At 72.2% G+C, this 23,594-nt stretch carries 1 protein-coding gene; it reads left to right on the plus strand.

All coding sequences use genetic code 11. The features are described 5' to 3' along the window. Positions 1 to 2 precede the first annotated feature (2 nt). The gene (locus CLV68_RS34985; RefSeq protein ID WP_425454845.1) at positions 3 to 23,585 is read left to right on the plus strand and encodes an SDR family NAD(P)-dependent oxidoreductase; all 23,583 of its coding nucleotides are present in this window, start codon (positions 3 to 5) and stop codon (positions 23,583 to 23,585) included. Positions 23,586 to 23,594 lie beyond the last annotated feature (9 nt).

The following is a 23,594-nucleotide window of genomic DNA, read 5'->3' on the forward strand; positions in this document are numbered from 1 at the left end:
TGATCATGGCGGATGAGAAGAAGCTGCTCGAGAACCTGAAGTTCGTCACCGGCGAACTCCGGGTCGCGCGCCGCGCGCTGCGCGAGGCGCAGGAGCGGGCAGCCGAGCCGATCGCGATCGTGGCGATGAGCTGCCGCTTCCCCGGCGGCGTCGAGTCACCCGACGACCTGTGGCGGCTGGTCAGCGAGGGGCGCGACGCCATCGGGCCGTTCCCCGACGACCGCGGCTGGGACCTCGACGCCCTGTTCGACCCCGACCCGGACACCCTCGGCACCAGTTACGGCCGCACCGGCGGCTTCCTCGACAGCGCGACGCGGTTCGATGCCGGCCTGTTCGAGGTGTCCCCGCGCGAGGCGACGGCCATGGACCCGCAGCAGCGCTTGCTGCTACAGGCGTGCTGGGAGGCGCTGGAACGCGCCGGGATCCCGCCGACCTCGTTGCGCGGTGAGTCTGTCGGCGTCTTCGCCGGTACCAACGGGCAGGACTACGCGAGTGTGATCGCGGCCGACCAGGAGGCGGCGGAAGGCTACCTCGCCACGGGAAGCGCGGCGAGTGTCCTTTCCGGACGTGTCGCGTACTCGTTCGGGCTGGAGGGCCCTGCGGTCACCGTGGACACAGCGTGCTCGTCGTCCTTGGTGGCACTGCACCTGGCTATTCGATCGCTGCGGGCTGGTGAGTGCCGGTTGGCACTGGTCGGCGGCGTCACGATCATGGCGACCCCGGCTGCGTTCATCGAGTTCAGCCGACAACGCGCGCTCGCCCCGGACGGGCGGTGCAAGGCGTTCGGCGCAGGCGCGGACGGCACGGGCTGGGGCGAGGGCGTCGGCGTGCTGGTGGTCGAGAGGCTCTCCGACGCGCTCACCGCAGGCCACCGGGTCCTGGCGGTCGTGCGGGGGAGCGCGGTCAACCAGGACGGCGCGTCGAACGGGCTGACCGCCCCGAACGGACCGGCGCAGCAGCGGGTGATCCGGGCGGCGCTGGCGGACGCGGATCTCGGTACGTCCGATGTGGACATGCTGGAGGCGCACGGCACCGGCACCCGGCTCGGCGACCCGATCGAGGCCGAGGCACTGCTGGCCACGTACGGCCGCGACCGGACCGAGCCGCTGTGGTTGGGCTCGGTGAAGTCCAACATCGGTCACACCCAGGCCGCGGCGGGCGTCGCGGGCATCATCAAGGCCGTCATGGCGTTGCGGCACGGCGTGCTGCCAGCCACCCTGCACGCCGATACTCCGACGCCGCAGGTGAACTGGGCCGCCGGAGCCGTGGCGCCGCTCACCGCGAACCGGCCCTGGCCCGCGGTCGACCGACCGCGCCGGGCCGCGGTCTCGTCGTTCGGGGTCAGCGGCACCAACGCGCACACGATCCTGGAGCAGGCGCCCGAGGTCGACCCGCCGACGGTAGCCGCTGATCCGCGCGCGGTGCCGCTGGTGCTGTCCGGGCGCACGGATGCGGCACTCCGCGAGCAGGCCGCCGCACTTCGGTTGACTGGCAACGGTTTGCTCGACACCGCGTTCTCGCTCGCGACCACGCGTTCGGCGCTCACGCACCGCGCGGTCGTCGTCGCTCGCGACGCTGCCGCCGCCGATGCCGCGCTGGCCGAGATCGCCGCTGGCGCGACGCCCGCGTCCGTCGAGTTCGGACTGGACGTGCCGGGCCGGTTGGCGTTCCTGTTCACCGGTCAGGGTTCACAGCGCCAGGGCATGGGTGACGGCCTGCGCTCGTTCGACGTCTTCCGGACGACCGCCGACGAGATCGCCGCCCGCCTCCGCTTCGACGGGTCGGACCTGGACCGGACGGGCAACGCCCAACCCGCGCTCTTCACCCTCCAGGTGGCCCTGTTCCGGCTGCTGGAGTCCCTCGGCGTCCGCCCTGACCTGCTCCTCGGCCACTCCATCGGCGAACTCGCCGCCGCCCACGTCTCCGGCATCCTCACCCTCGACGACGCGTGCACCCTGGTCGCCGCCCGAGCCCGGCTCATGCAGGCCCTGGCCCCCGGCGGCGCCATGCTGGCCGTCGAGATCTCCGAGGCCGACCTCCTCCGCCAGTTCCCCGACGGCCTGCCCGCAGGCATCGACCTCGCCGCGGTCAACTCGGATCGTTCAATTGTCGTATCGGGGGATCGTCAGATTGTTGAACTGTTGGATCGTAGGTTTGTTGAACAATCGCGGCGGGTGAAGCGGTTGGTGGTGTCGCACGCGTTCCACAGCCACTTGATGGACCCGATGTTGGACGAGTTCCGGCAGGTGGTCGGCGGGCTGTCGTTCGCCAAGCCGACGATCCCGCTGGTGAGCACCGCCACCGGCGACCCGGCCACGCCGGAGTACTGGGTGCGGCAGGTCCGCGAGCCGGTGCGGTTCGCGTCAGCGGCGGACGAGGTGCGGCGGCGCGGAGCCAACCGGTTCCTGGAGCTGGGGCCGGACGGTGTGCTCAGCGCGTTGGTGGGGGACGGCGCCGCACCGCTGCTGCGCTCGGGCCGCGACGACCACGAGACCCTGCTGCACGCGCTTGGCCGCGTCCACACCCTCGGGACCCGCGTCGACTGGGCTGCCCTGCTGCCGGGCGGCAACCGCGTCGACCTCCCCACCTACCCCTTCGAACGCGTCCGCTACTGGCCACGCCCCTCCGCCCGCGCGGACCTCACCGCCGCGGGCCTGGCCGCCGCCGAACACCCCATGCTCGGTGCCGCGGCCCCCCAACCCGACGGCGGCCACCTGTTCACCGGTCGCCTCACCTCGACCACCCACGCCTGGCTCACCGACCACAAGATCCAGGGCGACGTGCTCGTCCCCGGGACCGCCTTCGTCGAACTGGCCCTGCACGCGGGCACCCAGGTCGGCCACCCGGTCCTCGACGACCTCATCATCGCCGCCCCCCTGCCCCTGACCGGCCCCCTCCGCCTCCAGGTCACCGTCACCCCGCCCGCCGACGACGACACCAGGACGGTGGAGATCCACTCCACCCCCGACGGCACGACCTGGACCCGCCACGCCGAAGGCCGCCTCTCCCGCGCTGCCTCGTCGACCCCCCACGTGCAGGCGCCGATAGCCGACGCGGTCGGTTCCGGGGCGCAGACGGCGGGCCATCCGAGCGCCGAGTTGATCCGCCGTGCCGATGGGCACCCCTCCGGCGCCACGCTGCCCTGGCCCCCAGTGGCGGAACCGGTCGATCTCGAGTCCTTCTACGCGGCCGCGGCGGACAACGGGTTCGCCTACGGACCCCTGTTCCAGGGCCTCCGAGCGGCCTGGCGGAGCGACGACGCCTACTACGCCGAGGTCGCGCTCCCCGAGCACGCCCACCGCGACGCCACCCGCTTCGGCCTGCACCCCGCCCTCCTCGACGCCGCGCTGCACCCGACCGGGCTCGACCCCGCCAAGGCCGGCCTGCCGTTCGCCTGGTCCGGTGTCACCCTGCACAACCCGGGCGCCACCAGCCTTCGCGTCGTGATCAGGACTACCGGAGCCGACACGTATTCCCTCGCCGCCACCGACCCGGCGGGCGCCCCGGTCATCACGATCGCCGGTCTGACCCTGCGGAAGTCCGCCCGCCGCGATGCCGATCTGTTCGCCATCGACTGGACGCAGCTCCAGGCCGCGGAGTCCACCAAGTCCGTCACGCGCGGTACCCCCACCGACTGGCTGCCCGCCGACGCTGTGGTGTGGCAGGTTCCCGCAGGCGATATCGAGTCCACTGTGGTCGATGTGCTCGCCGGGATCCAGGTGTGGCTGGCCGACGAACGGTTCGGCGACTCGACCCTGGTCCTGCACACGCGCAACGCCGTCGCCGCGCTTCCCGGCGACGAGATCACGGACATCGCTGGTGCGGCTGTCGGCGGCCTGATCCGATCCGCACAGTCCGAGCACCCGGGCCGGTTCCTGCTCCTCGACGCCGAGAGCACCCCGTCGGACGAGACCATCGCGTCCCTGCTGGACCTCGATGAACCCCAACTCGCGTTACGCGGCAACGAGATCCTCGCCCCCAGGTTGGCCCGCGCCACCGGCACCCTCGCCCTCCCGGCCACGTCCACCTGGCGACTCGACCCGGGCGGCGACTCCCTCGACGCCCTCACCCTGACCCCGATCACGATCGACGCGCCCGGCCCCGGCCAGGTCCAGATCGCGGTCCACGCGACTGGCGTCAACTTCCGCGACGTCCTCATCGCGCTCGGCCAGTACCCGGAGCGCGCCCTGCTCGGCTCCGAGGGCGCGGGCGTGGTCACCGCGGTCGGACCGGACGTCGACCTCAGGCCGGGCGACCGCGTCTTCGGCTTGTTCGCCGGGGGTTTCGGACCATCGGTCGTGGTCGATCGGCGGATGGTGGCGCCGGTACCGGACGACTGGTCGTTCGCCGAGGCCGCGACCGTCCCGATGGCGTTCCTCACCGCCTACTTCGGACTGGTCGACCTCGCGGGTCTGCGCGCGGGCGAGCGGGTGCTCGTCCACGCCGCCGCCGGTGGGGTCGGCATGGCGGCCGTGCAGGTCGCGCGGCACCTCGGCGCGGAGATCTTCGGGACCGCGAGCCCGGCCAAGTGGCGGGCCACCGGGCTCGACGACGACCACCTCGCCTCGTCGCGAGACCTCGGTTTCGCCGCCAAGTTCCCGAACGTCGACGTTGTCCTCAACGCGTTGGCTGGCGAGTTCATCGACGCCTCGGTCGGGCTGCTCGCCGCGGACGGCCGGTTCATCGAGATGGGCAAGGCCGACCTCCGCGCCGACATCCCTGGGTACCGCGCGTTCGACCTGGGCGAGGCCGGACCGGACCGCCTCCAGGAGATGCTCGTCGAGGTGCTGGACCTGTTCGCGCGCGGCGTGTTCACGGTGCTGCCGTGGCGGGCGTGGGACCTCCGGGAGGCGCAGGCGGCCTTCCGGTTCGTGGGCCAGGGAAAGCACATCGGCAAGAACGTGCTCACCATCCCCAGGTCGGTCGATCCACAGGGGACAGTTCTCATCACCGGTGGTACTGGCGTCCTCGGCCGGATCATCGCGCGCCACCTGGCCGACGAGTACGGGGTGAGCAAGTTCGTCCTCGCCAACCGCAGCGGCACGGGAGACGTTCCCGGAGCACGGATCGTTGCCTGTGACACGTCCGATCCGGACGCTCTCGCCGAGCTGGTAGCGGGAATCCCCGACCTGACAGGCGTGATCCACGCGGCGGGTACCGCTGACGACGGCGTGATCGACGCCCTCACTCCCGAGCGTGTGTCCAGTGTGCTCGCGCCCAAGGCCATCGGGGCCATGGTGCTCGACGACCTCGTGGGCGACATCGCGCTGTTCGCCCTGTACTCGTCGGCATCGTCGGTGTTCGGCTCGCCAGGGCAGGCGAACTACGCGGCGGCGAACGCGGTCCTGGACGCCATCGCACACCGTCGCCGGTCCCGTGGTTTCGCCGCGGTGTCACTGTCCTGGGGCCTGTGGGCGACGTCGAGCGCGATCAGCGGCTCCCTGGACACCGTCGACCTCGCCCGTGCGACCCGGGTCGGCCCGGCGCTGACCGAGGCACACGGCCTGGCACTGTTCGACGCCGCCCAGCTCGACGGCCGTGCTCACCTGGTCACGATCGCCTACGACCCGGCCACCGCAAGGAAACTCACCCCGGTCCCGGCTCTCTTGCGCGGACTGGTGCACACACCACGTCGCGTCACCCGCACTGGATCAGTCGACCACCTGCGCGCGCTCAGCCCGGCCGAGGCGGGCCGCGCACTGCTCACGACCGTGCGCGCCGAGATCACCGCCGTGCTCGGCCACACCTCGGCCGACACGGGCCGCCCGTTCAAGGAAATGGGCTTCGACTCCCTCACCGCCGTGGAGTTCCGCAACCGGCTCAACACCGCGACCGGCTTCCGGCTCCCGGCCACCGCGATCTTCGACTACCCGACGCCCGCCGCGCTCGTCGACCACCTCCGTTCGCTGCTGCCCGCCGAGGAACGGCGGATCGAGGTCGTAACTAGTCCGAAGTCGACAGACGAACCGATCGCGATCGTCGGCATGGCCTGCCGCTTCCCCGGCGGCGTCAGCTCCCCGGACGACCTGTGGGACCTGGTGTCGCAGGGGCGAGAGGGCATCGGGCCGTTCCCGACCGACCGGGGCTGGGACCTGGGCGCGCTGTACAACCCGGACGCGGACGTCGTGGGCACGACTTACGCCCAGGCGGGCGGGTTCCTCGACGACGTCTCCGGGTTCGACGCGCGGCTGTTCGGCGTGTCGCCGCGTGAGGCGACCGCGATGGATCCGCAACAGCGGCTGCTGCTGGAGGCGACCTGGCAGTCGTTCGAGGACGCGGGGATCGACCCGAGCACCGTGCGCGGCTCCCAAACCGGGGTCTTCGTCGGTGCCGCGCACTCTGGTTATGGCGTCGGGATCCCGTTGCCGGAAGGCGTCGAGGGCCACTTCCTGACCGGTAGTTCGACCAGTGTGGCGTCTGGCCGGTTGGCGTACTTCTTCGGGCTTGAGGGTCCGGCGGTCACTGTGGACACCGCGTGCTCGTCGTCGCTGGTGGCGCTGCACCTGGCGACGCAGGCGCTGCGGTCCGGTGAGTGCACGATGGCGGTCGCCGGTGGCGTCACGGTCATGGTGGGGCCAGGGATCTTCACCGAGTTCTCCCGCCAGCGCGGACTTTCCGTCGACGGTCGGTGCAAGTCGTTCTCGGCTGAGGCCGATGGGACCGGGTGGTCCGAGGGCGTTGGCGTGTTGCTGGTGGAGCGGTTGTCGGACGCCGTCGCCCGCGGGCACCGGGTCCTCGCCGTGGTGCGGGGTTCGGCCGTCAACCAGGACGGCGCGTCGAACGGGCTGACGGCGCCGAACGGTCCTGCGCAGCAGCGGGTGATCAAGGCGGCGCTGCGGTCGGCCGGGCTCTCGGCGTCCGATGTGGACGCTGTGGAGGCGCACGGGACCGGAACGGTTCTCGGCGACCCGATCGAGGCGCAGGCATTGCTGGCGACGTACGGCCAGGATCGTGACGTGCCGTTGTGGCTTGGGTCCCTGAAGTCGAACATTGGCCACGCGCAGGCCGCGGCGGGCGTGGCGGGGATCATCAAGATGGTGCAGGCGTTGCGGCACGGTGTGTTGCCGCCGACGCTGCACGCTGCTGCCGCGTCACCGCACGTCGACTGGACGTCGGGCTCGGTGTCGCTGGTGACCGAGTCGCAGCCGTGGCTCCGACGGGACCGGCCGCGTCGAGCGGGGATCTCCTCGTTCGGGGTCAGCGGCACGAACGTGCACACGATCATCGAAGAAGCCCCGCAGTCACCCGGCATGGCGGCCGTGGAACCGGCGCACCCGGTGCCGATCGTGGTCAGCGGCCACTCACCACAGGCACTTGCCGCCCGGCTCGACCAACTGCGTCTGCTCGCCGAGTCGGCTCGGCCGGTGGACCTCGCCCGCGAACTCGCGGCTCGGGCCCGGCACCCGCACCGGGTCGCGTTCGCGGCAACCACCACCGCTGACGTCCTCGATGGCCTGGCCACCACCGCGCCCGAGGTCGTGGCCGATGGGGTCGCGTTCCTGTTCACCGGTCAGGGTGCGCAACGCCAGGGCATGGGCCGCGAACTCCACGCCGCTTTCCCGGTCTTCGCCGAAGCCTTCGACGCCGTCCGCGACCGGATCCCCTTCGATGACTCGGCGATCGACGAGACCGGGAACGCCCAGCCCGCGATCTTCGCCCTCCAGGTGGCCCTGTTCCGCCTGCTGGAGTCCTGGGGCGTCCACCCCGATGTCCTCGTCGGCCACTCCATCGGCGAACTGGCCGCCGCCCATGTCTCCGGCATCCTGTCGCTGGACGACGTGTGCACCCTGGTCGCTGCCCGCGCCCGCCTGATGCAGGCACTCCCGCCCGGTGGCGCCATGCTGGCCGTGGAGATCTCCGAGTCTGACCTGCGCCAGCAGTTCCCCGATGGCCTCCCCGAGGGGGTCGACCTCGCGGCGGTGAACTCGGATCGTTCGATTGTCGTATCGGGGGATCGTGGGATTGTCGAACTGTTGGATCGTAGGTTTGTTGAACAATCTCGTCGGGTGAAGCGGTTGGTGGTGTCGCACGCGTTCCACTCGCACTTGATGGACCCGATGCTGGCGGAGTTCGAGCGGGTCGCGGCCGGGCTCTCGTTCGCCACGCCGACGATCCCGCTGGTGAGCACCTCGACAGGGGACCCGGTCACGCCGGGGTACTGGGTGCGGCAGGTGCGGGACACGGTCCGGTTCGCCGACGCGGTGCGGACGGCCGGGGCAGGCACGCACCTGGAACTCGGGCCGGACGGGGTGCTGGCGGCGCTGGTCGACAACGGCATCGCCACCTTGCGGGCCGGGCGCGGTGAGGTCACCTCCGTGATCTCCGCGGTCACCGCCGCCCACGCGCGCGGGGCCGGCCTCGACATCGCGGCGCTCGTGCCCGCCGGTGCCCGGGTCCTGCTGCCCACCTACCCGTTCCAGCGCGAACGGTTCTGGCTCGACCACGCCCCCACCACGCCCGTGCTGGACAGCTACCGCGTCACCTGGACCGCGATCGACCCGACGCCCACCACCGGGGTGTGGCTGGTCCCCGACGACCTTCGGGCTCCCCTCAGGGCCGCGGGTCTGACCACCACCGACGACCCCACCACGGCCACCGGCGCGGTCATCGGGCCGACCATTGCCGACCTGCCCGGACTCCTCCGAGACACCCAGGTCCCGCTGTGGGTCATCACCCGCGGCGACACCCGACGCACGGCGCAGATCGCGGGCCTGGGTCGCGTCGCCGCCCTCGAACACCCCCAGCGCTGGGGTGGCCTCGTCGAACTGCCGGAGAGCCTGGACGCCCAAGCGGTCGCCCGCCTGGCCGCTGTCCTCGGCGGCGCGCACGACCAGGTGTCCATCCGCCCCGATGGCGTGTTCGCCCGGCGGCTCGTCAAGGCCACCGCGCGCGCAGCCGCTCCGTGGCATCCACAAGGGACGGTGCTGGTCACGGGCGGTACCGGTGCTCTCGGCGCCCAGGTCGTCCGGCACCTCGCCGCCCGTGGCGTCCGCGTGGTCGTTGCCAGCCGCCAAGGCGTTGCCGCGCCGAGAGCCGCTGATCTCCCCGCCGAGGTCGTGACCTGCGACGTGGCAGACCGAGAGGCGCTGTCCTCCCTGCTCGCCACGCACCCGGTCACGGCGGTTGTCCACGCCGCGGGCGTGGGCGAGGACGCACCGCTCGCCGACCTCACCCCCGATCGACTCGCCTCTGTCCTGCGCCCCAAGGCGGATGCCGCCTGGTTGCTGCACGAACTGGCGCCCGAGGCTCACCTGGTCCTGTTCTCCTCCATCGCGGGCGTGTGGGGCAGCGGGGGGCAGGCCGCTTACGCCGCGGCGAACGCCGGCCTGGACGCACTCGCCGAACACCGGTCCACGCTAGGGCTCCCCACGACGTCGATCGCCTGGGGACCGTGGGCCGAAGCGGGAATGGCGGCCGGTGCCGCAGCCGACTACCTGCGCCGCCGAGGTCTCCGACCCCTGTCGCCTGCGCGCGCTCTGGCGGCGATGGACTCCGCCATCGCCAGTCCGCACCCCACCAGCGTCATCGCCGATGTCGACTGGCCCACATTCCTGGCGACCTTCACCTCGGCCCGCCCAAGCCCTCTGCTCGCCGAGTTCACCTCTGACCCGGAGTCCTCTCCGGACAACGATTCCCGCTCGTCGCGACTCCACGGGCTCTCGGCGGCGGAACGCCACCGCGTGGTGCTGGACCTGGTGACCACGGCTGTCGGCGGCGTCCTCGGCTACCGCGACGCCATCGACCCGGCCTCGACCTTCAGCGACCTGGGCTTCGACTCGCTCACCGCGGTCGACCTGCGCAACCGCCTCACCACGGCGATCGGGATCGCCCTACCGTCCACTTTGGTCTACGACCACCCCACGGCCCTCGCGCTGGCCGACCACCTGGTGTCCCGGTTCGCCGTGCCGTCCCCGACGACCGAGGCCAGGCGTGCCGTCGTTGACGACGACCCGATCGTCGTGGTCGGCATGGCGTGCAGGCTCCCTGGCGGCGTCACCTCGCCGGATGACCTGTGGGACATGGTCGTCGAGGGCCGCGACGGCGTCGGCGGGTTCCCGGTCGACCGGGGCTGGAACCTCGGGGGTGCCGACTTCCCGCTGGTCGGCGGGTTCGTCCACGACGCCACCGGGTTCGACGCGGAGCTGTTCGGGATCTCGCCGCGAGAAGCCGTGGCGATGGACCCCCAGCAGCGGGTTCTGCTGGAAGCGGGTTGGGAGGCCGTCGAACGCGCGGGGATCGACGCGGGCACGATCCGGGGTACCCGCGGCGGGGTGTTCGTCGGCGCTTCCGGTTCCGGGTACGGGTTCGCGCAGGAGTCCGACGAGGGCAGCGGGCACCTGATCACCGGGACCGCGACCAGCGTGATCTCCGGTCGCCTCGCGTACACCCTGGGGCTCGAGGGCCCGGCGCTCACCGTGGACACCGCGTGCTCCAGTGGTCTGGTCGCGCTGCACCTGGCGGCCAGGGCCCTGCGGCACGGTGAGTGCGAGTTCGCGATCGTCGGCGGTGTGACCGTCATGCCCAGCCCGGCCGGGTTCGCCGAGTTCGCCAAGCAGGGCGGGCTCGCGCCGGACGGCCGCTGCAAGGCGTACGCGGAGGCCGCCGACGGGACCGGGTGGTCCGAGGGCGTCGCGGTTGTCGTCGTGGAGCGGCTCTCGGACGCGGTGACCAAGGGGCACACCGTGTTGGCCGTGGTCCGCGGCTCGGCGGTCAACTCCGACGGCGCGTCGAACGGCCTCACGGCACCCAACGGGCCCGCGCAGCAGCGGGTGATCCGCGACGCGCTCGCCGACGCCGGGCTCACCGCGTCCGAAGTGGACGCCGTGGAAGGCCACGGCACGGGCACGCGGCTGGGTGACCCGATCGAGGCCCAGGCCCTGCTGGCCGCCTACGGGCAGGACCGCGCGGAGCCGCTGTGGCTGGGCTCGGTGAAGTCGAACATCGGCCACACCCAGGCCGCGTCCGGGCTCGCCGGGCTGATCAAGACCGTCCAGGCCCTGCGGCACGGGGTGCTGCCCAGGACCCTGCACGTCGACTCGCCATCGTCCCATGTGGACTGGTCGGCAGGCGACGTCCGGCTGCTGGCCGAGCAGCGACCCTGGCCCGCGGGCGAGCGGCCCCGGCGAGCGGGCGTCTCGTCGTTCGGCATCAGCGGCACCAACGCGCACGTGATCGTCGAGTCGGCGTCGGTCGAGGTGCTGGCTGCCGAGGGAGAGCGGGAGCAGTCGCCGATCGCGCCCTTGGTGCTTTCCGCCCGGAGCGAGGCTGCGCTGCGGGCACGGGCGGCTGACCTGCGGCGGGTCGACGCCGATCCCCTGGACCTCGCGCACTCACTGGTGACGACGCGGGCCACGCTCGACCATCGGGCCGTCGCGCTGGATCTCGCCGCGCTGGCGGGTCTGGCCGAGGGGACTGGTGCGTCCGGGCTGGTCACCGGGGTTGCCGGGCCTGGTCGGCTGGCGTTCCTGTTCACCGGTCAGGGGTCGCAGCGGGCGGGGATGGGACAGGCGCTCCGGGTGTTCCCCGTGTTCGCGGCGGTGTTCGACGGGGTTGTGTCGCGGGTGTCGTTCGACGATGGTGCCATCGACCAGACCGGCAACGCCCAGGTCGCCCTGTTCGCCCTTGAGGTCGCGCTCTTCCGCCTGCTCGAGTCCTGGGGTGTCCGCCCTGACGTGCTGATCGGCCACTCCATCGGAGAGGTGGCGGCCGCCCACGTCTCCGGCATCCTGTCGTTGGACGACGCGTGCACGCTGGTCGCCGCCCGTGCCCGTCTGATGCAGGCGCTTCCGACCGGTGGCGCGATGCTGGCCGTGGAGATCTCCGAGGCGGAGTTGATCGCGCAGTTCCCCGACGGGCTGCCCGCTGGTGTTGATCTTGCGGCGGTGAACTCGGATCGTTCGATTGTCGTATCGGGGGATCGTGGGATTGTCGAACTGTTGGATCGTAGGTTTGTTGAACAATCCCGTCGAGTGAAGAACCTGGTGGTGTCGCACGCCTTCCACTCGCACCTGATGGACCCAATGCTGGCGGAGTTCCGGCAGGTGGTCGAGGGGCTGACGTTCACCAGTCCGACGATTCCCGTGCTGGCTACCTCGACGGGTGACCCGAGCACGCCCGAGTACTGGGTGCGGCAGGTCCGGGAGACAGTCAGGTTCGCGGGCGCGGTCACGCAGGCCCGGGGGATCGGAGCCACCAGGTTCCTGGAACTCGGGCCGGACGGTGTGCTCACCGCCCTGGCCCGCGAGGCAGGTGGCGGTGTCTTCGCAGGAGCGCTGCGTGCAGGGCAGCCCGAGCCGGATGCCCTGCTCCGCGCGGTGGCGACCCTGCACGTCCACGGCGTCAGCGTCGACTGGGCCGCGATGCTCAGCCCCTGGCGTGGCCGCAAGATCGACCTACCCGTGTACCCGTTCCAGCGGAAGCGCTACTGGCTCGGCACCGAACGCCTGCCCGCCATCGAGAACTGGCGCTACGCGACGGAATGGCTCCCCCTCTCGCTCACGCCTGCCCCGCGCGCGGGCGTGTGGTTCGTCGACGGACCGGTCCCGGCCGACATCACTGCCGCGATCACCACCTGCGACGACCCTGCCGAAGCGACCGGGATCCTCCGCCTCGCCGGCACCCCGGCAGACGTCCTGTCCGCAGTGGACATCAACCTTCCCGTGTGGACGATCACCAGGAATGCCCTCGACGGCGTCGACGGATCCGCGACCTGGGGCCTCGGCCGAGTGGCCGCGTTGGAACTCCCGCACTGGCGCGGTCTCATCGACCTGCCCACGACGCTCGACGAGCACACGGCAGGTCTGTTCCGTGCCGCACTCGCAGGCGATGAAGACCAGGTCGCCATCCGCGAGGACGGGGCCTTCGCCCGCAGGCTCCGCCGCGCCGCGCTGTCCCCGGCCGAACCGTGGCGCCCCCGATCCGTGCTGGTCACCGGCGGTACCGGCGCGCTGGGCGGACACGTCGCCCGGTGGCTCGCCGACCGCGGCGTCGGCAAGATCGTCCTCGCCAGCCGCAGCGGTCGGAACGCGCCGGGTGCTGACGCGTCGCGGGCCACGGTCGTCGCCTGCGACGTCACCGATCGCGAGGCGCTCGCCGCCCTGCTGGCCGAGCACCCGGTCGACGCGATCATCCACACCGCCGGGATCGTCGACGACGCGCCGTTGACCGGCACGACGGTCGAGCAACTCGCCCGGGTCGCGCACGCCAAGGTCACCGGCGCGCTGACCCTGCACGAACTCGCCCCCGACGCCCACCTCGTCCTGTTCTCGTCCATCGCGGGGACCTGGGGCGCGGGCGGGCAAGCGGCGTACTCGGCGGCCAACGCGGCGCTCGACGGACTCGCCGCGCACCGCAAGGCGCTCGGCCTGCCGGTCACCAGCATCGCGTGGGGGCCGTGGGCGGGCGCGGGCATGCTCGCCGCGGACGGAGCCGAGGAGTACCTGCGCCGCAGGGGTTTGCGACCCATGCGACCGGATCACGCCCTCGCCGCCCTCGCCCAAGCGCTCGACCACCCGGCCACCACCGTGACCATCGCTGACGTCGACTGGCCCCGCTTCACGGCCACGTTCACCGCGGGCCGCCCCAGTCCTCTGTTGACAGAGTTCGTCCCCGTTGTCGAGGCGCCGGTTCGCCCGGGCCCGATCCGGACCGACCTCGTGGCGCTGGTGCGCACCGAGGCCGCGGCGGTGCTGGGGCACGACTCGATCGACGCGATTGCCGCCGACCGGGCGTTCGCCGACCTCGGGTTCGACTCGCTGACCTCGGTCGAACTGCGCGACCGCCTGGCGGTGGCCACCGGTGTGCCGCTGCCCGCGGGTCTGGTGTTCGACTACCCCACCCCCGCCGCGCTCGCCGGGTTCCTCGCCGGTGGATCCACTGTGGACGAGGGGATCGCCACCACCTCGGTCGACGACCCGATCGCGATCGTGGCGATGGCCTGCCGGTTCCCCGGCGGCATCGACACGCCGGAAGACCTGTGGGCGGCGCTCGTCGGCGAGCAGGACGTCACCGGGCCGTTCCCGACCGACCGCGGCTGGGACCTCGCCACCCTGGTCGACCCGGACCCCGGGAACCCCGGTACTTCCTCTGTGGACAGAGGCGCGTTCCTGGTCGACCCGGCGCGGTTCGACGCCGACCTGTTCGGGATCTCCCCGCGCGAAGCGGTGGCGATGGACCCCCAGCAGCGGCTGCTCCTGGAGACGACCTGGGAGGCGTTCGAGCGCGCGGGCATCGATCCGAAGTCGCTGCGGGGCAGTCGAACCGGGGTGTTCGCCGGGACGAACGGGCAGGACTACACGCGGCTCACGCTCGCGGTCGACGTGCCGGAGGGGCACGTCGCCACCGGTGGTGCCGCGAGCGTGATGTCCGGTCGGGTGGCCTATGTGTTCGGGCTCGAAGGCCCAGCCCTCACCGTGGACACCGCGTGCTCGTCGGCGCTGGTCGCCCTGCACTTGGCCGCGCAAGCGGTGCGCAACGGCGAGTGCGGGCTCGCGCTCGCCGCCGGTGTGACGGTCATGGCGACCCCCGGTGCCTTCGTCGAGTTCAGCAGGCAGCGCGGACTCGCGGCGGACGGACGGTGCAAGCCCTTCTCCGAGGCGGCGGACGGCACGGCATGGGGTGAGGGCGTCGGGGTGCTGCTGGTCGAGCGGCTGTCGGACGCCCAGCGCCACGGCCACCCCGTGCTGGCCGTGCTCGAAGGCTCCGCGGTCAACTCCGATGGCGCCTCCAACGGCCTGACCGCGCCGAATGGTCCGTCCCAGCAACGCGTGATCCGCGCTGCCCTGGCATCTGCGGGCCTACGCCCGTCCGATGTGGACGCTGTGGAGGCACACGGCACCGGCACCACACTCGGCGACCCCATCGAGGCCGAGGCGCTACTGGCGACCTACGGGCGCGACCGGGACGTGCCGCTGTGGCTGGGCTCGGTGAAGTCCAACATCGGCCACACCCAGGCGGCCGCGGGTGCGGCAGGCGTGATCAAGACCATTCTGGCGCTGCGGCACCAGACCCTGCCCGCGTCCCTGCACGCCGACACCCCGACCACCCACGTCGACTGGTCGGCGGGCGCCATCGAACTGCTGGCCACGGCCCAGCCCTGGCCCGTGGCCGAGCGGCCGCGGCGGGCTGGCGTCTCGGCGTTCGGGATCAGCGGCACCAACGCGCACGTGATCATCGGGGAAGCGCCGGATCAGCCTGCCGTTCCCCGGTCTGCTCCGGCGCCGACCGTGCTGCCGTGGCCGGTGTCGGGCCACTCACCCACCGCGCTCGCCGCGCAGCTGGCGCGTCTCGCGTCGGTCGGGTCGCCCCCTGTTGACGTCGCTCGGACGCTGGCCGCGCGGGCCGCCTTGCCGCACCGGGCCGTGCTGCTCGGCGACCGGACCATCACGGCTCCCGAGCCACGCCCCGGTCGGCTCGGGTTCCTGTTCACCGGGCAGGGCTCGCAGCGGGCGGGCATGGGCGAGGGGCTGCGCGCGTTCCCGGTGTTCGCCGAGACCTTCGACGCCATCCGCGCCCGGATCCCCTTCGACGACGCCGCGATCGACGAGACGGGCACCGCCCAGCCCGCGATCTTCGCCCTGCAGGTGGCCCTGTTCCGGCTCCTCGAATCCTGGATCATCCACCCCGACGTCGTGGTCGGCCACTCCATCGGCGAGGTGGCCGCCGCCCACGTCGCGGGCATCCTCAGCCTCGACGACGCCTGCACCCTGGTCTCGGCCCGCGCCCGGCTCATGCAGGCCCTGCCCCCGGGTGGGGCGATGCTGGCCGTGGAGATCTCCGAATCCGACCTCGTTGCCGAGTTCCCCGATGGCCTGCCCGCTGGGGTGGATCTCGCTGCGGTGAACTCGGATCGTTCGATTGTCGTATCGGGGGATCGTGGGATTGTTGAGTTGTTGGATCGTAGGTTTGTTGAACAATCCCGTCGAGTGAAGCGGCTGGAGGTGTCGCACGCGTTCCACAGCCACTTGATGGACCCGATGCTGGCGGAGTTCGAGCAGGTCGCACGGGGACTGCGGTTCGGCGCTCCCGCGATCCGGCTGGTGAGCACGGCGACCGGTGATCCGAGCACATCGGGGTACTGGGTGCGGCAGGTGCGGGAGACGGTCCGGTTCGCCGGGGCGGTCGCGGAGGTCGAGAACGCGGCGTTCGTCGAGCTGGGGCCGGACGGCGTGCTGTCCGCCCTGGTCGAGGCGGGAGCGCCGCTGCTGCGCCGGGACCGCGACGACGTCGAGACCGCGCTGGCCGCCGTGGCGCACGCGTTCACCAGCGGCGCCAACCCCGACTGGACCGCCGTCCTCGCGCCCTGGGGTGGGCGGCTCGTCGACCTGCCCACCTACCCCTTCCAGGGGGACCGCTACTGGCAGCAGGTCACGGCCACCAAGCCCGCCGGTCTGAACGCCACCGACCACCCGCTCCTCGCCGCCACCATCACCCCCGCGGCAGGCACCCGGACCCTGTTCACCGGCGTCATCTCCACCGCGACCCACCCCTGGCTGGCCGACCACCGCGTCCACGGCGAGGTGGTCGTCCCCGGCACCGCCGTCCTGGACCTCGTCCTGCACGCCGCCGCGACCACCGCCACCCCGGCCGTCGACGAGTTGACCCTGCACGCCCCGCTCGCCCTCGGCGGCCCGACCGAACTCCAACTCGCCCTCGACGGCGCCACGGTCACCCTCCACGCCCGCCCCGACTACGGCCAGTGGACCCACCACGCCACCGCCACCCTCACCACGCCGTCGGACCCCACCGCGATCACCCCGGCGGACGCGCCCGAGATCGACCTCACCGGGCACTACCCGGCCCTGGCCGACGCCGGACTCGCCTACGGCCCGACCTTCCAGGCGCTCACGAACGTCCGACTCCTCGACTGCTCCAGCGAGCCGGACTGGCTGCTGCACAACGAGATCCGCGCCGAGGTCACCACCCCCGGCGGCGCAGGCCACGGCCTGCACCCCGCCCTGCTCGACGCCGCCATCCAAGCCGTAGCGGCAGCCGAGCCCGGCGGCGCGGCCAGAGTGCCGTTCGTCCTCAGTGGAGTCACGCTCCACTCCACCGGGGCGTCCCGGCTGTCCGTGCGCGTCGTGCCCACCGGGCGCGACACCGTGCGGGTCCACGCGCAGGACCCGGGTGGCCTGCCGGTCATCACCATCGACTCGCTCACCCTCCGCCCGGTCAGCACCGCCCGCGCGGGCGCCCTCTTCGAGATCGACTGGGTGCCGACCGACCTCCCCCGGGTGCGGCCGGACCACGTCTGCCGACCCTCCACTGTGGAAGACGCGCTGGCAGCGATCCACGACTGGCTCCGCACCGACTCCGGAACCCTCGCCGTGGCGACCAGGGGCGCGGTCGTGGCCGTCCCGGCCGACACGATCACCGACCCGGCCAGGGCCGCGATCTGGGGACTGGTGCGAACGGCGCAATCCGAGCACCCGGACCGGTTCGCGCTCGTCGACACCGACGATGACCCCGTTGTCATCCCGGGCGAACCCCAGGTCGCGGTCCGGGCAGGGGTGCCCTACTTGCCCAGGCTCATCCGGGCCCGACCTGTCATCACCCTCCCCGAGACCCCCTGGCGGCTCGTCCCCGGCGGCACGACGCTCGCTGACCTGCGCGCCGAGGAAGTCCCCGTCGTCGGGCTCGCGCCGGGTGAGGTGCGGGTCGCCGTGCGCGCGGCGGGCGTCAACTTCCGGGACGTGCTCATCACCCTCGGCACGTACCCGGACCAGGCCGACCTGGGGTCCGAGGGTGCCGGGATGGTCACCGAGGTCGGTCCCGATGTCGTGGACCTGCGCGTCGGTGATCGCGTCTTCGGCCTGCTCGGTGGTGGGTTCACGCCCAGCACCGTCGTCGACCACCGGCTCCTCGCGTCCATTCCGGACGGATGGTCGTTCGCTCAAGCGGCCGCCGTCCCGATGGCGTACCTCACGGCCTACTACGCGTTGGTCGACCTCGCCGGTCTGTCGAGCGGCGAGCGCGTCCTCGTCCACGCGTCGGCGGGCGGCGTCGGCGGCGCGGCCGTCCAGATCGCCCGGCACCTCGGCGCGGAGGTCTTCGGCACCGCCAGCCCGGGCAAGTGGGCCGCGACCGGACTGGACCACGACCACCTGGCCTCATCGCGGGACCTCGCCTTCGCCGACAAGTTCCCCGAGGTCGACGTCGTGCTCAACGCGCTGGCGGGCGAGTTCATCGACGCCTCCGCCCGGTTGTTGCGACCGGGCGGGCGGTTCCTGGAGATGGGCAAGGCGGATCTCCGCACGGACATCCCCGGCTACCGCGCGTTCGACCTGTGGGAAGCCGGTCCGGACCGCCTGCGCGCGATGCTGACCGAGGTCATGGCCCTGTTCGCCCAAGGCGCGCTGACCCTGCCACCGATCCGTTCCTGGGACCTGCGCACCGCGTCGGCCGCGTTCCGGTTTGTCGCGCAGGGCGGCCACACCGGCAAGAACGTGCTGACGGTGCCGCACTCCTTGGATCCACAAGGGACAGTTTTGGTCACCGGTGGAAACGGAGCGCTCGGCACACTGCTGGCAGGCCACCTGGTAGCCGAGTACGGAGTGCGCCAGGTCATCTTGGCCAGCAGGCGCGGCGCGGGGCCAGACCTCGGCCCGGCGGTCACCCACGTGTCCTGCGATGTCGCCGACCGCGCGGCCCTGGCTGGTCTGATCACGACCATCCCCGACCTCAGCGCCATTGTGCACGCCGCAGGCACTACCGATGACGGCTTGATCGAGTCGCTCACCTCGGACCGGCTGAGGTCGGTCTCCGCCAAGTCCGACGGCGCACTGCACCTGGCAGAGCTGGCGGGCGACACGCTGCTCGTGCTGTACTCCTCCGTCGCCGCCACGCTCGGCACGCCCGGTCAAGGCAACTACGCCGCTGCCAACGCCGTGCTCGATGCCGTGGCGCACTACCGAGCCGCGCGCGGACTACCCACCGTGTCGGTGGCGTGGGGGCTCTGGGAGCGGGTCGGTGAGCTCAGTGGCCACTTGGACGAGGCTGCCCTCGCCCGCGCCGCCCGTCTGGGTGCCCCGCTGTCCGATGTGGATGGACTGGCCTTGTTCGACGCGGCGCTGCGTGATGGGCGACCGCACCTGATCGCCGCCGCTCTTGACGCAGGCCGGATCGGTGCGGACGGACCGGCCATGCTGCGCGGGTTCGCTCGACCCGCCCCGAAGAAGGTCGTCGTCGACAGGTCCCGATCATCGCTCGACGCCGTGCGGACCGAGGTCGCCGCCGTACTCGGTCACGCCACTGTGGACACGATCGACCCCGTCAGGTCGTTCGCCGAGCTGGGATTCGACTCGCTCACGGCCGTCGAGCTGCGCAACCGGCTCACCACGGCCACCGGGCAGCGGCTCCCGGCGACCCTGATCTTCGACCACCCGACGCCCGCCGCACTCGCCGCTCACCTCGACGCCGAGGTCGTGGTCGAGCAGGCCCCCGTGCGGGCCCCGGTCGACGAGCCGATCGCGATCGTCGCCATGAGCTGCCGCTTCCCGGGCGGGATCGAGTCACCGGAGGACCTGTGGCGGTTGGTCGCCGAGGGCGGTGACGCGATCGGGCCGTTCCCGGAGGACCGCGGCTGGGACCTCGACGAACTGCTGCACCCGGAGCGGGGCACCAGCGACACCGATCGCGGTGGGTTCGTCGAGGGGGCAGGCCGGTTCGACGCCACCCTGTTCGGCATCTCGCCGCGCGAGGCGTTGGCCATGGACCCGCAGCAGAGGTTGCTGCTGGAGGCTTCCTGGGAGGTCTTCGAGCGGGCCGGGATGGACCCGTTGTCGCTCAGCGGTACCGACGCGGGCGTGTTCGTGGGTGCCGCGGCGTCGTTGTACGGGGCGGCGGTGCGGTCCTCCGAAGTGGAGGGTCACCAGATGACCGGCACCGCGACCAGCGTGGCGTCGGGTCGGCTGGCCTACTTCTTCGGGCTCGAGGGTCCGGCGGTCACCGTGGACACGGCGTGTTCGTCGTCGCTGGTCGCCCTGCACTGGGCGGCGCAAGCGCTGCGGTCCGGCGAGTGCTCGATGGCGCTGGTGGGTGGCGTCGCGGTGATGGCCACACCGGGGATGTTCACCGAGTTCTCCCGGCAGGGCGGTTTGGCAGCGGACGGTCGGTGCAAGTCGTTCGCCGCCGGGGCCGATGGGACCGGGTGGTCCGAGGGCGTCGGTGTGTTGCTGGTGGAGCGGTTGTCGGACGCGGTCGCTCGGGGCCACGAGGTGCTGGCTGTCGTGCGGGGTTCGGCTGTGAACCAGGATGGCGCGTCGAATGGCCTGACCGCGCCGAACGGCCCATCGCAGCAGCGGGTGATTCGGGCGGCGCTGAGGTCGGCTGGTCTCGCGGCGTCCGATGTGGACGTTGTGGAGGCGCACGGGACCGGCACGGTACTGGGTGACCCCATCGAGGCGCAGGCCCTGCTGGCTACGTACGGGCAGGATCGCGACCAGCCGTTGTGGTTGGGGTCGCTGAAGTCGAACATCGGTCACACCCAGGCCGCGGCGGGCGTCGCGGGGATCATCAAGATGGTGCAGGCGCTGCGGCACGAGGTGCTGCCGGTGACCCTGCACGCGCAGACGCCCGCCGAGCACGTCGACTGGTCGTCGGGCTCGGTGTCGCTGCTGACGGAGTCGCGGCCGTGGGCCCGTGGGGGTCGGCCGCGCCGGGCGGGGATCTCGTCGTTCGGGGTCAGCGGCACGAACGTGCACACGATCATCGAGGAAGCTCCCGCGCAGGTCCTGCCGCCCCGCGCGGTCGATCCGACGCCCGCGGTCGTCCCGCTCGTCGTGTCAGCGGGTAGTCAGGGTGCGTTGGACGCTCAGTTGGCGGCGGTCTCGACGGTCGCCGCCGCACCGGTCGAGGTCGCCCGCGCGTTGATCGCCACCCGCGCCGATCTACCGCACCGGGCGGTCCTGCTCGACCCACTGGCCCCGCCTGTCGCCACCGGGGTCGCGGGTCCTGGGCGGCTCGTGTTCCTGTTCACCGGCCAGGGATCGCAGCGGGCGGGGATGGGTCAGCAGCTCCGGACCTTCCCCGTTTTTGCCGATGCCCTCGATGCTGTCCGGGCCCGAGTCCCCTTCGATGACGCCGCGATCGATGAGACGGGCACTGCCCAGCCCGCGATCTTCGCGCTCCAGGTGGCGCTGTTCCGCCTGTTGGAGTCCTGGGGCGTGCGGCCGGACGTGCTCCTGGGGCACTCCATCGGCGAGGTGGCCGCCGCTCACGTCTCCGGCATCCTGTCGCTGGACGATGCCTGCACCCTGGTCGCTGCTCGTGCCCGCTTGATGCAGGCTCTCCCGGCCGGTGGGGCGATGCTGGCGGTGGAGCTCTCCGAGTCCGAGCTGGCTGCCGAGTTCCCCGATGGCCTGCCCGCTGGGGTGGACCTCGCGGCGGTGAACTCGGATCGTTCGATTGTCGTATCGGGGGATCGTGGGATTGTTGAACTGTTGGATCGTAGGTTTGTTGAACAATCCCGCCGGGTCAAGCGGCTGGTGGTGTCGCACGCGTTCCACTCGCACCTGATGGACCCGATGCTCGATGAGTTCGAGCGGGTGGTCAGTGGGCTCTCGTTCGCCGATCCGACCATCGCCCTGGTGAGCACTGCCGAGGGTGACCCGACCACACCGGGGTACTGGGTGCGGCAGGTGCGGGAGACGGTTCGGTTCGCCGGGGCGGTCGCGGGGCTGGGCGACGCGACCTTCCTGGAGTTGGGGCCGGATGGTGTGCTGTCGGCGCTGGTGGGCAGCGGGGCACCGATGCTGCGGGCAGGCGAGGATGAGCCGAGCACCGCGATCAGCGCGGTGGCGGCCGCCCACGTTCGTGGCGTACCGGTGAACTGGGCCGCCGTGGTGGGAGACGGACCGCGTGCCGTGCTGCCGACCTACCCGTTCGACCGGACGCACTTCTGGCTCACCGACGAACCGGCGGCGGCGGACACCTGGCGCTACCGGGTCGACTGGACCGAGGTGACCCCCGAACCCGCCACCGGCCACTGGCTGGTCGTGGGCGACAACGACCCCGCCATCGTCGAGGCGCTCCGCAAGACCGCGGAGGTCACCGAGGTCAGCCTTGCGCAGGTAGCCGACACCCCGGCCGACGGGATCCTCGTCCTGCCCGACTCGGCCGAGACCGTCCTGCACGTCCTCAAGGCCAACCCCTCGGCGCCCGTCTGGGCCGCCACCCGGGCAGGCAGTACCGACCCCGACCAGGCCCGGGTGTGGGGACTGGGCCGCGTCGCCGGTCTTGAGCGGCGGTGGGGCGGGCTCATCGACATCGACGGCGAGCCCACCACGCTTCCCCTGTCCGGCAGCGAGGACCAACTCACCCTCCGCGACGGCCGTGTGCTCGCCCGGCGCCTGGCGCGGGCGCCGAAACCCAGCGGGACACGGTGGACCCCCGATGGCCCGGTTCTGATCACCGGCGGGACCGGAGCACTCGCCGCCCATGTCGCCCGCTGGCTGGTTCGTCGTGGTGCCAGCCACCTCGTGCTGACCAGCCGCCGCGGACCGGGCGCGCCCGGGGTTGACGCGCTGGTCGCCGAACTGGGTGTCCGGGTCGACGTGGTCGCGTGTGACGCCGCGGATCGGGACGCCTTGGCCGCCTTGACGGCTGAGTACCGGCCCACCGTCGTCGTCCACGCCGCCGGGGTCGCGGGCACCACCCCCATCGCCGATCTCGACGACCTCGCCGACACGCAGCGCGCCAAAGTGGACGGTGCCCGGCACCTCGACGAGCTGCTCCCCGACGCCCACCTCGTGCTGTTCTCCTCCATCGCGGGTGTCTGGGGCAGCGGCGGCCAAGCTGCTTACGCCGCGGCGAACGCAGCACTCGACGCACTCGCCGCTCGCCGCCGCGCCCGGGGGCAGAAGGCGACCGCCGTGTCGTGGGGACCGTGGGCCGATGGTGGTCTCGCGTCGGGTGAGGCCGAGTCCTACCTGCGGGAACGCGGCCTGGCCCCGATGTCCCCGGACCGGGCCGTCGCGGCCCTGGGTGATGCCCTGGCAGCGGACGACACCCACGTGGTCGTCGCCGACGTCGACTGGGACCGGTTCCTGCCGACCTTCACCGCCACCCGGCCCAGCCCGTTCCTCGCCGCCTTCCAGGCAGTCCCCGCCGACGCCACCGGGCTCACCGACTTCGCCGCCCGCCTGACCACCGCGACCCCGGCCGAACGTCAACGGGCGTTGCTCGACCTGGTTCGCCGCACCGCCGCGGAAGTACTCGGCCACACCTCGGTCTCCGCCGTCCCCGCCCGCGCGGGCTTCGCCGACCTGGGCTTCGACTCGCTCACGGCGGTGCGGGTGCGCACCCGGCTGGCCGAGTCCACCGGCCTCGACCTGCCCACAGCGCTCGTCTTCGACTACCCCACCCCAGCCGCGCTGGCCGACCACCTGGCTGATGAGCTGGCCGTCGACCCCGAGGAAGCCGAGATCCGCCGCGCGCTCGCCGAACTCCCGCTCGACCGGCTGCGCGCCGCGGGCATCCTCGACCTGCTGCGCGTGGTCCCCGAACCGTCCACTGACGACAGCTCCGAGATCGACCTGATGGACGTCGACGCCCTCATCCAGTCCGCTTTAGACAACCCGGGTGCGTGACCGGGTGAG

It is taken from the genome of Actinokineospora cianjurensis (assembly GCF_003663795.1).
GTDB lineage: Bacteria > Actinomycetota > Actinomycetes > Mycobacteriales > Pseudonocardiaceae > Actinokineospora > Actinokineospora terrae.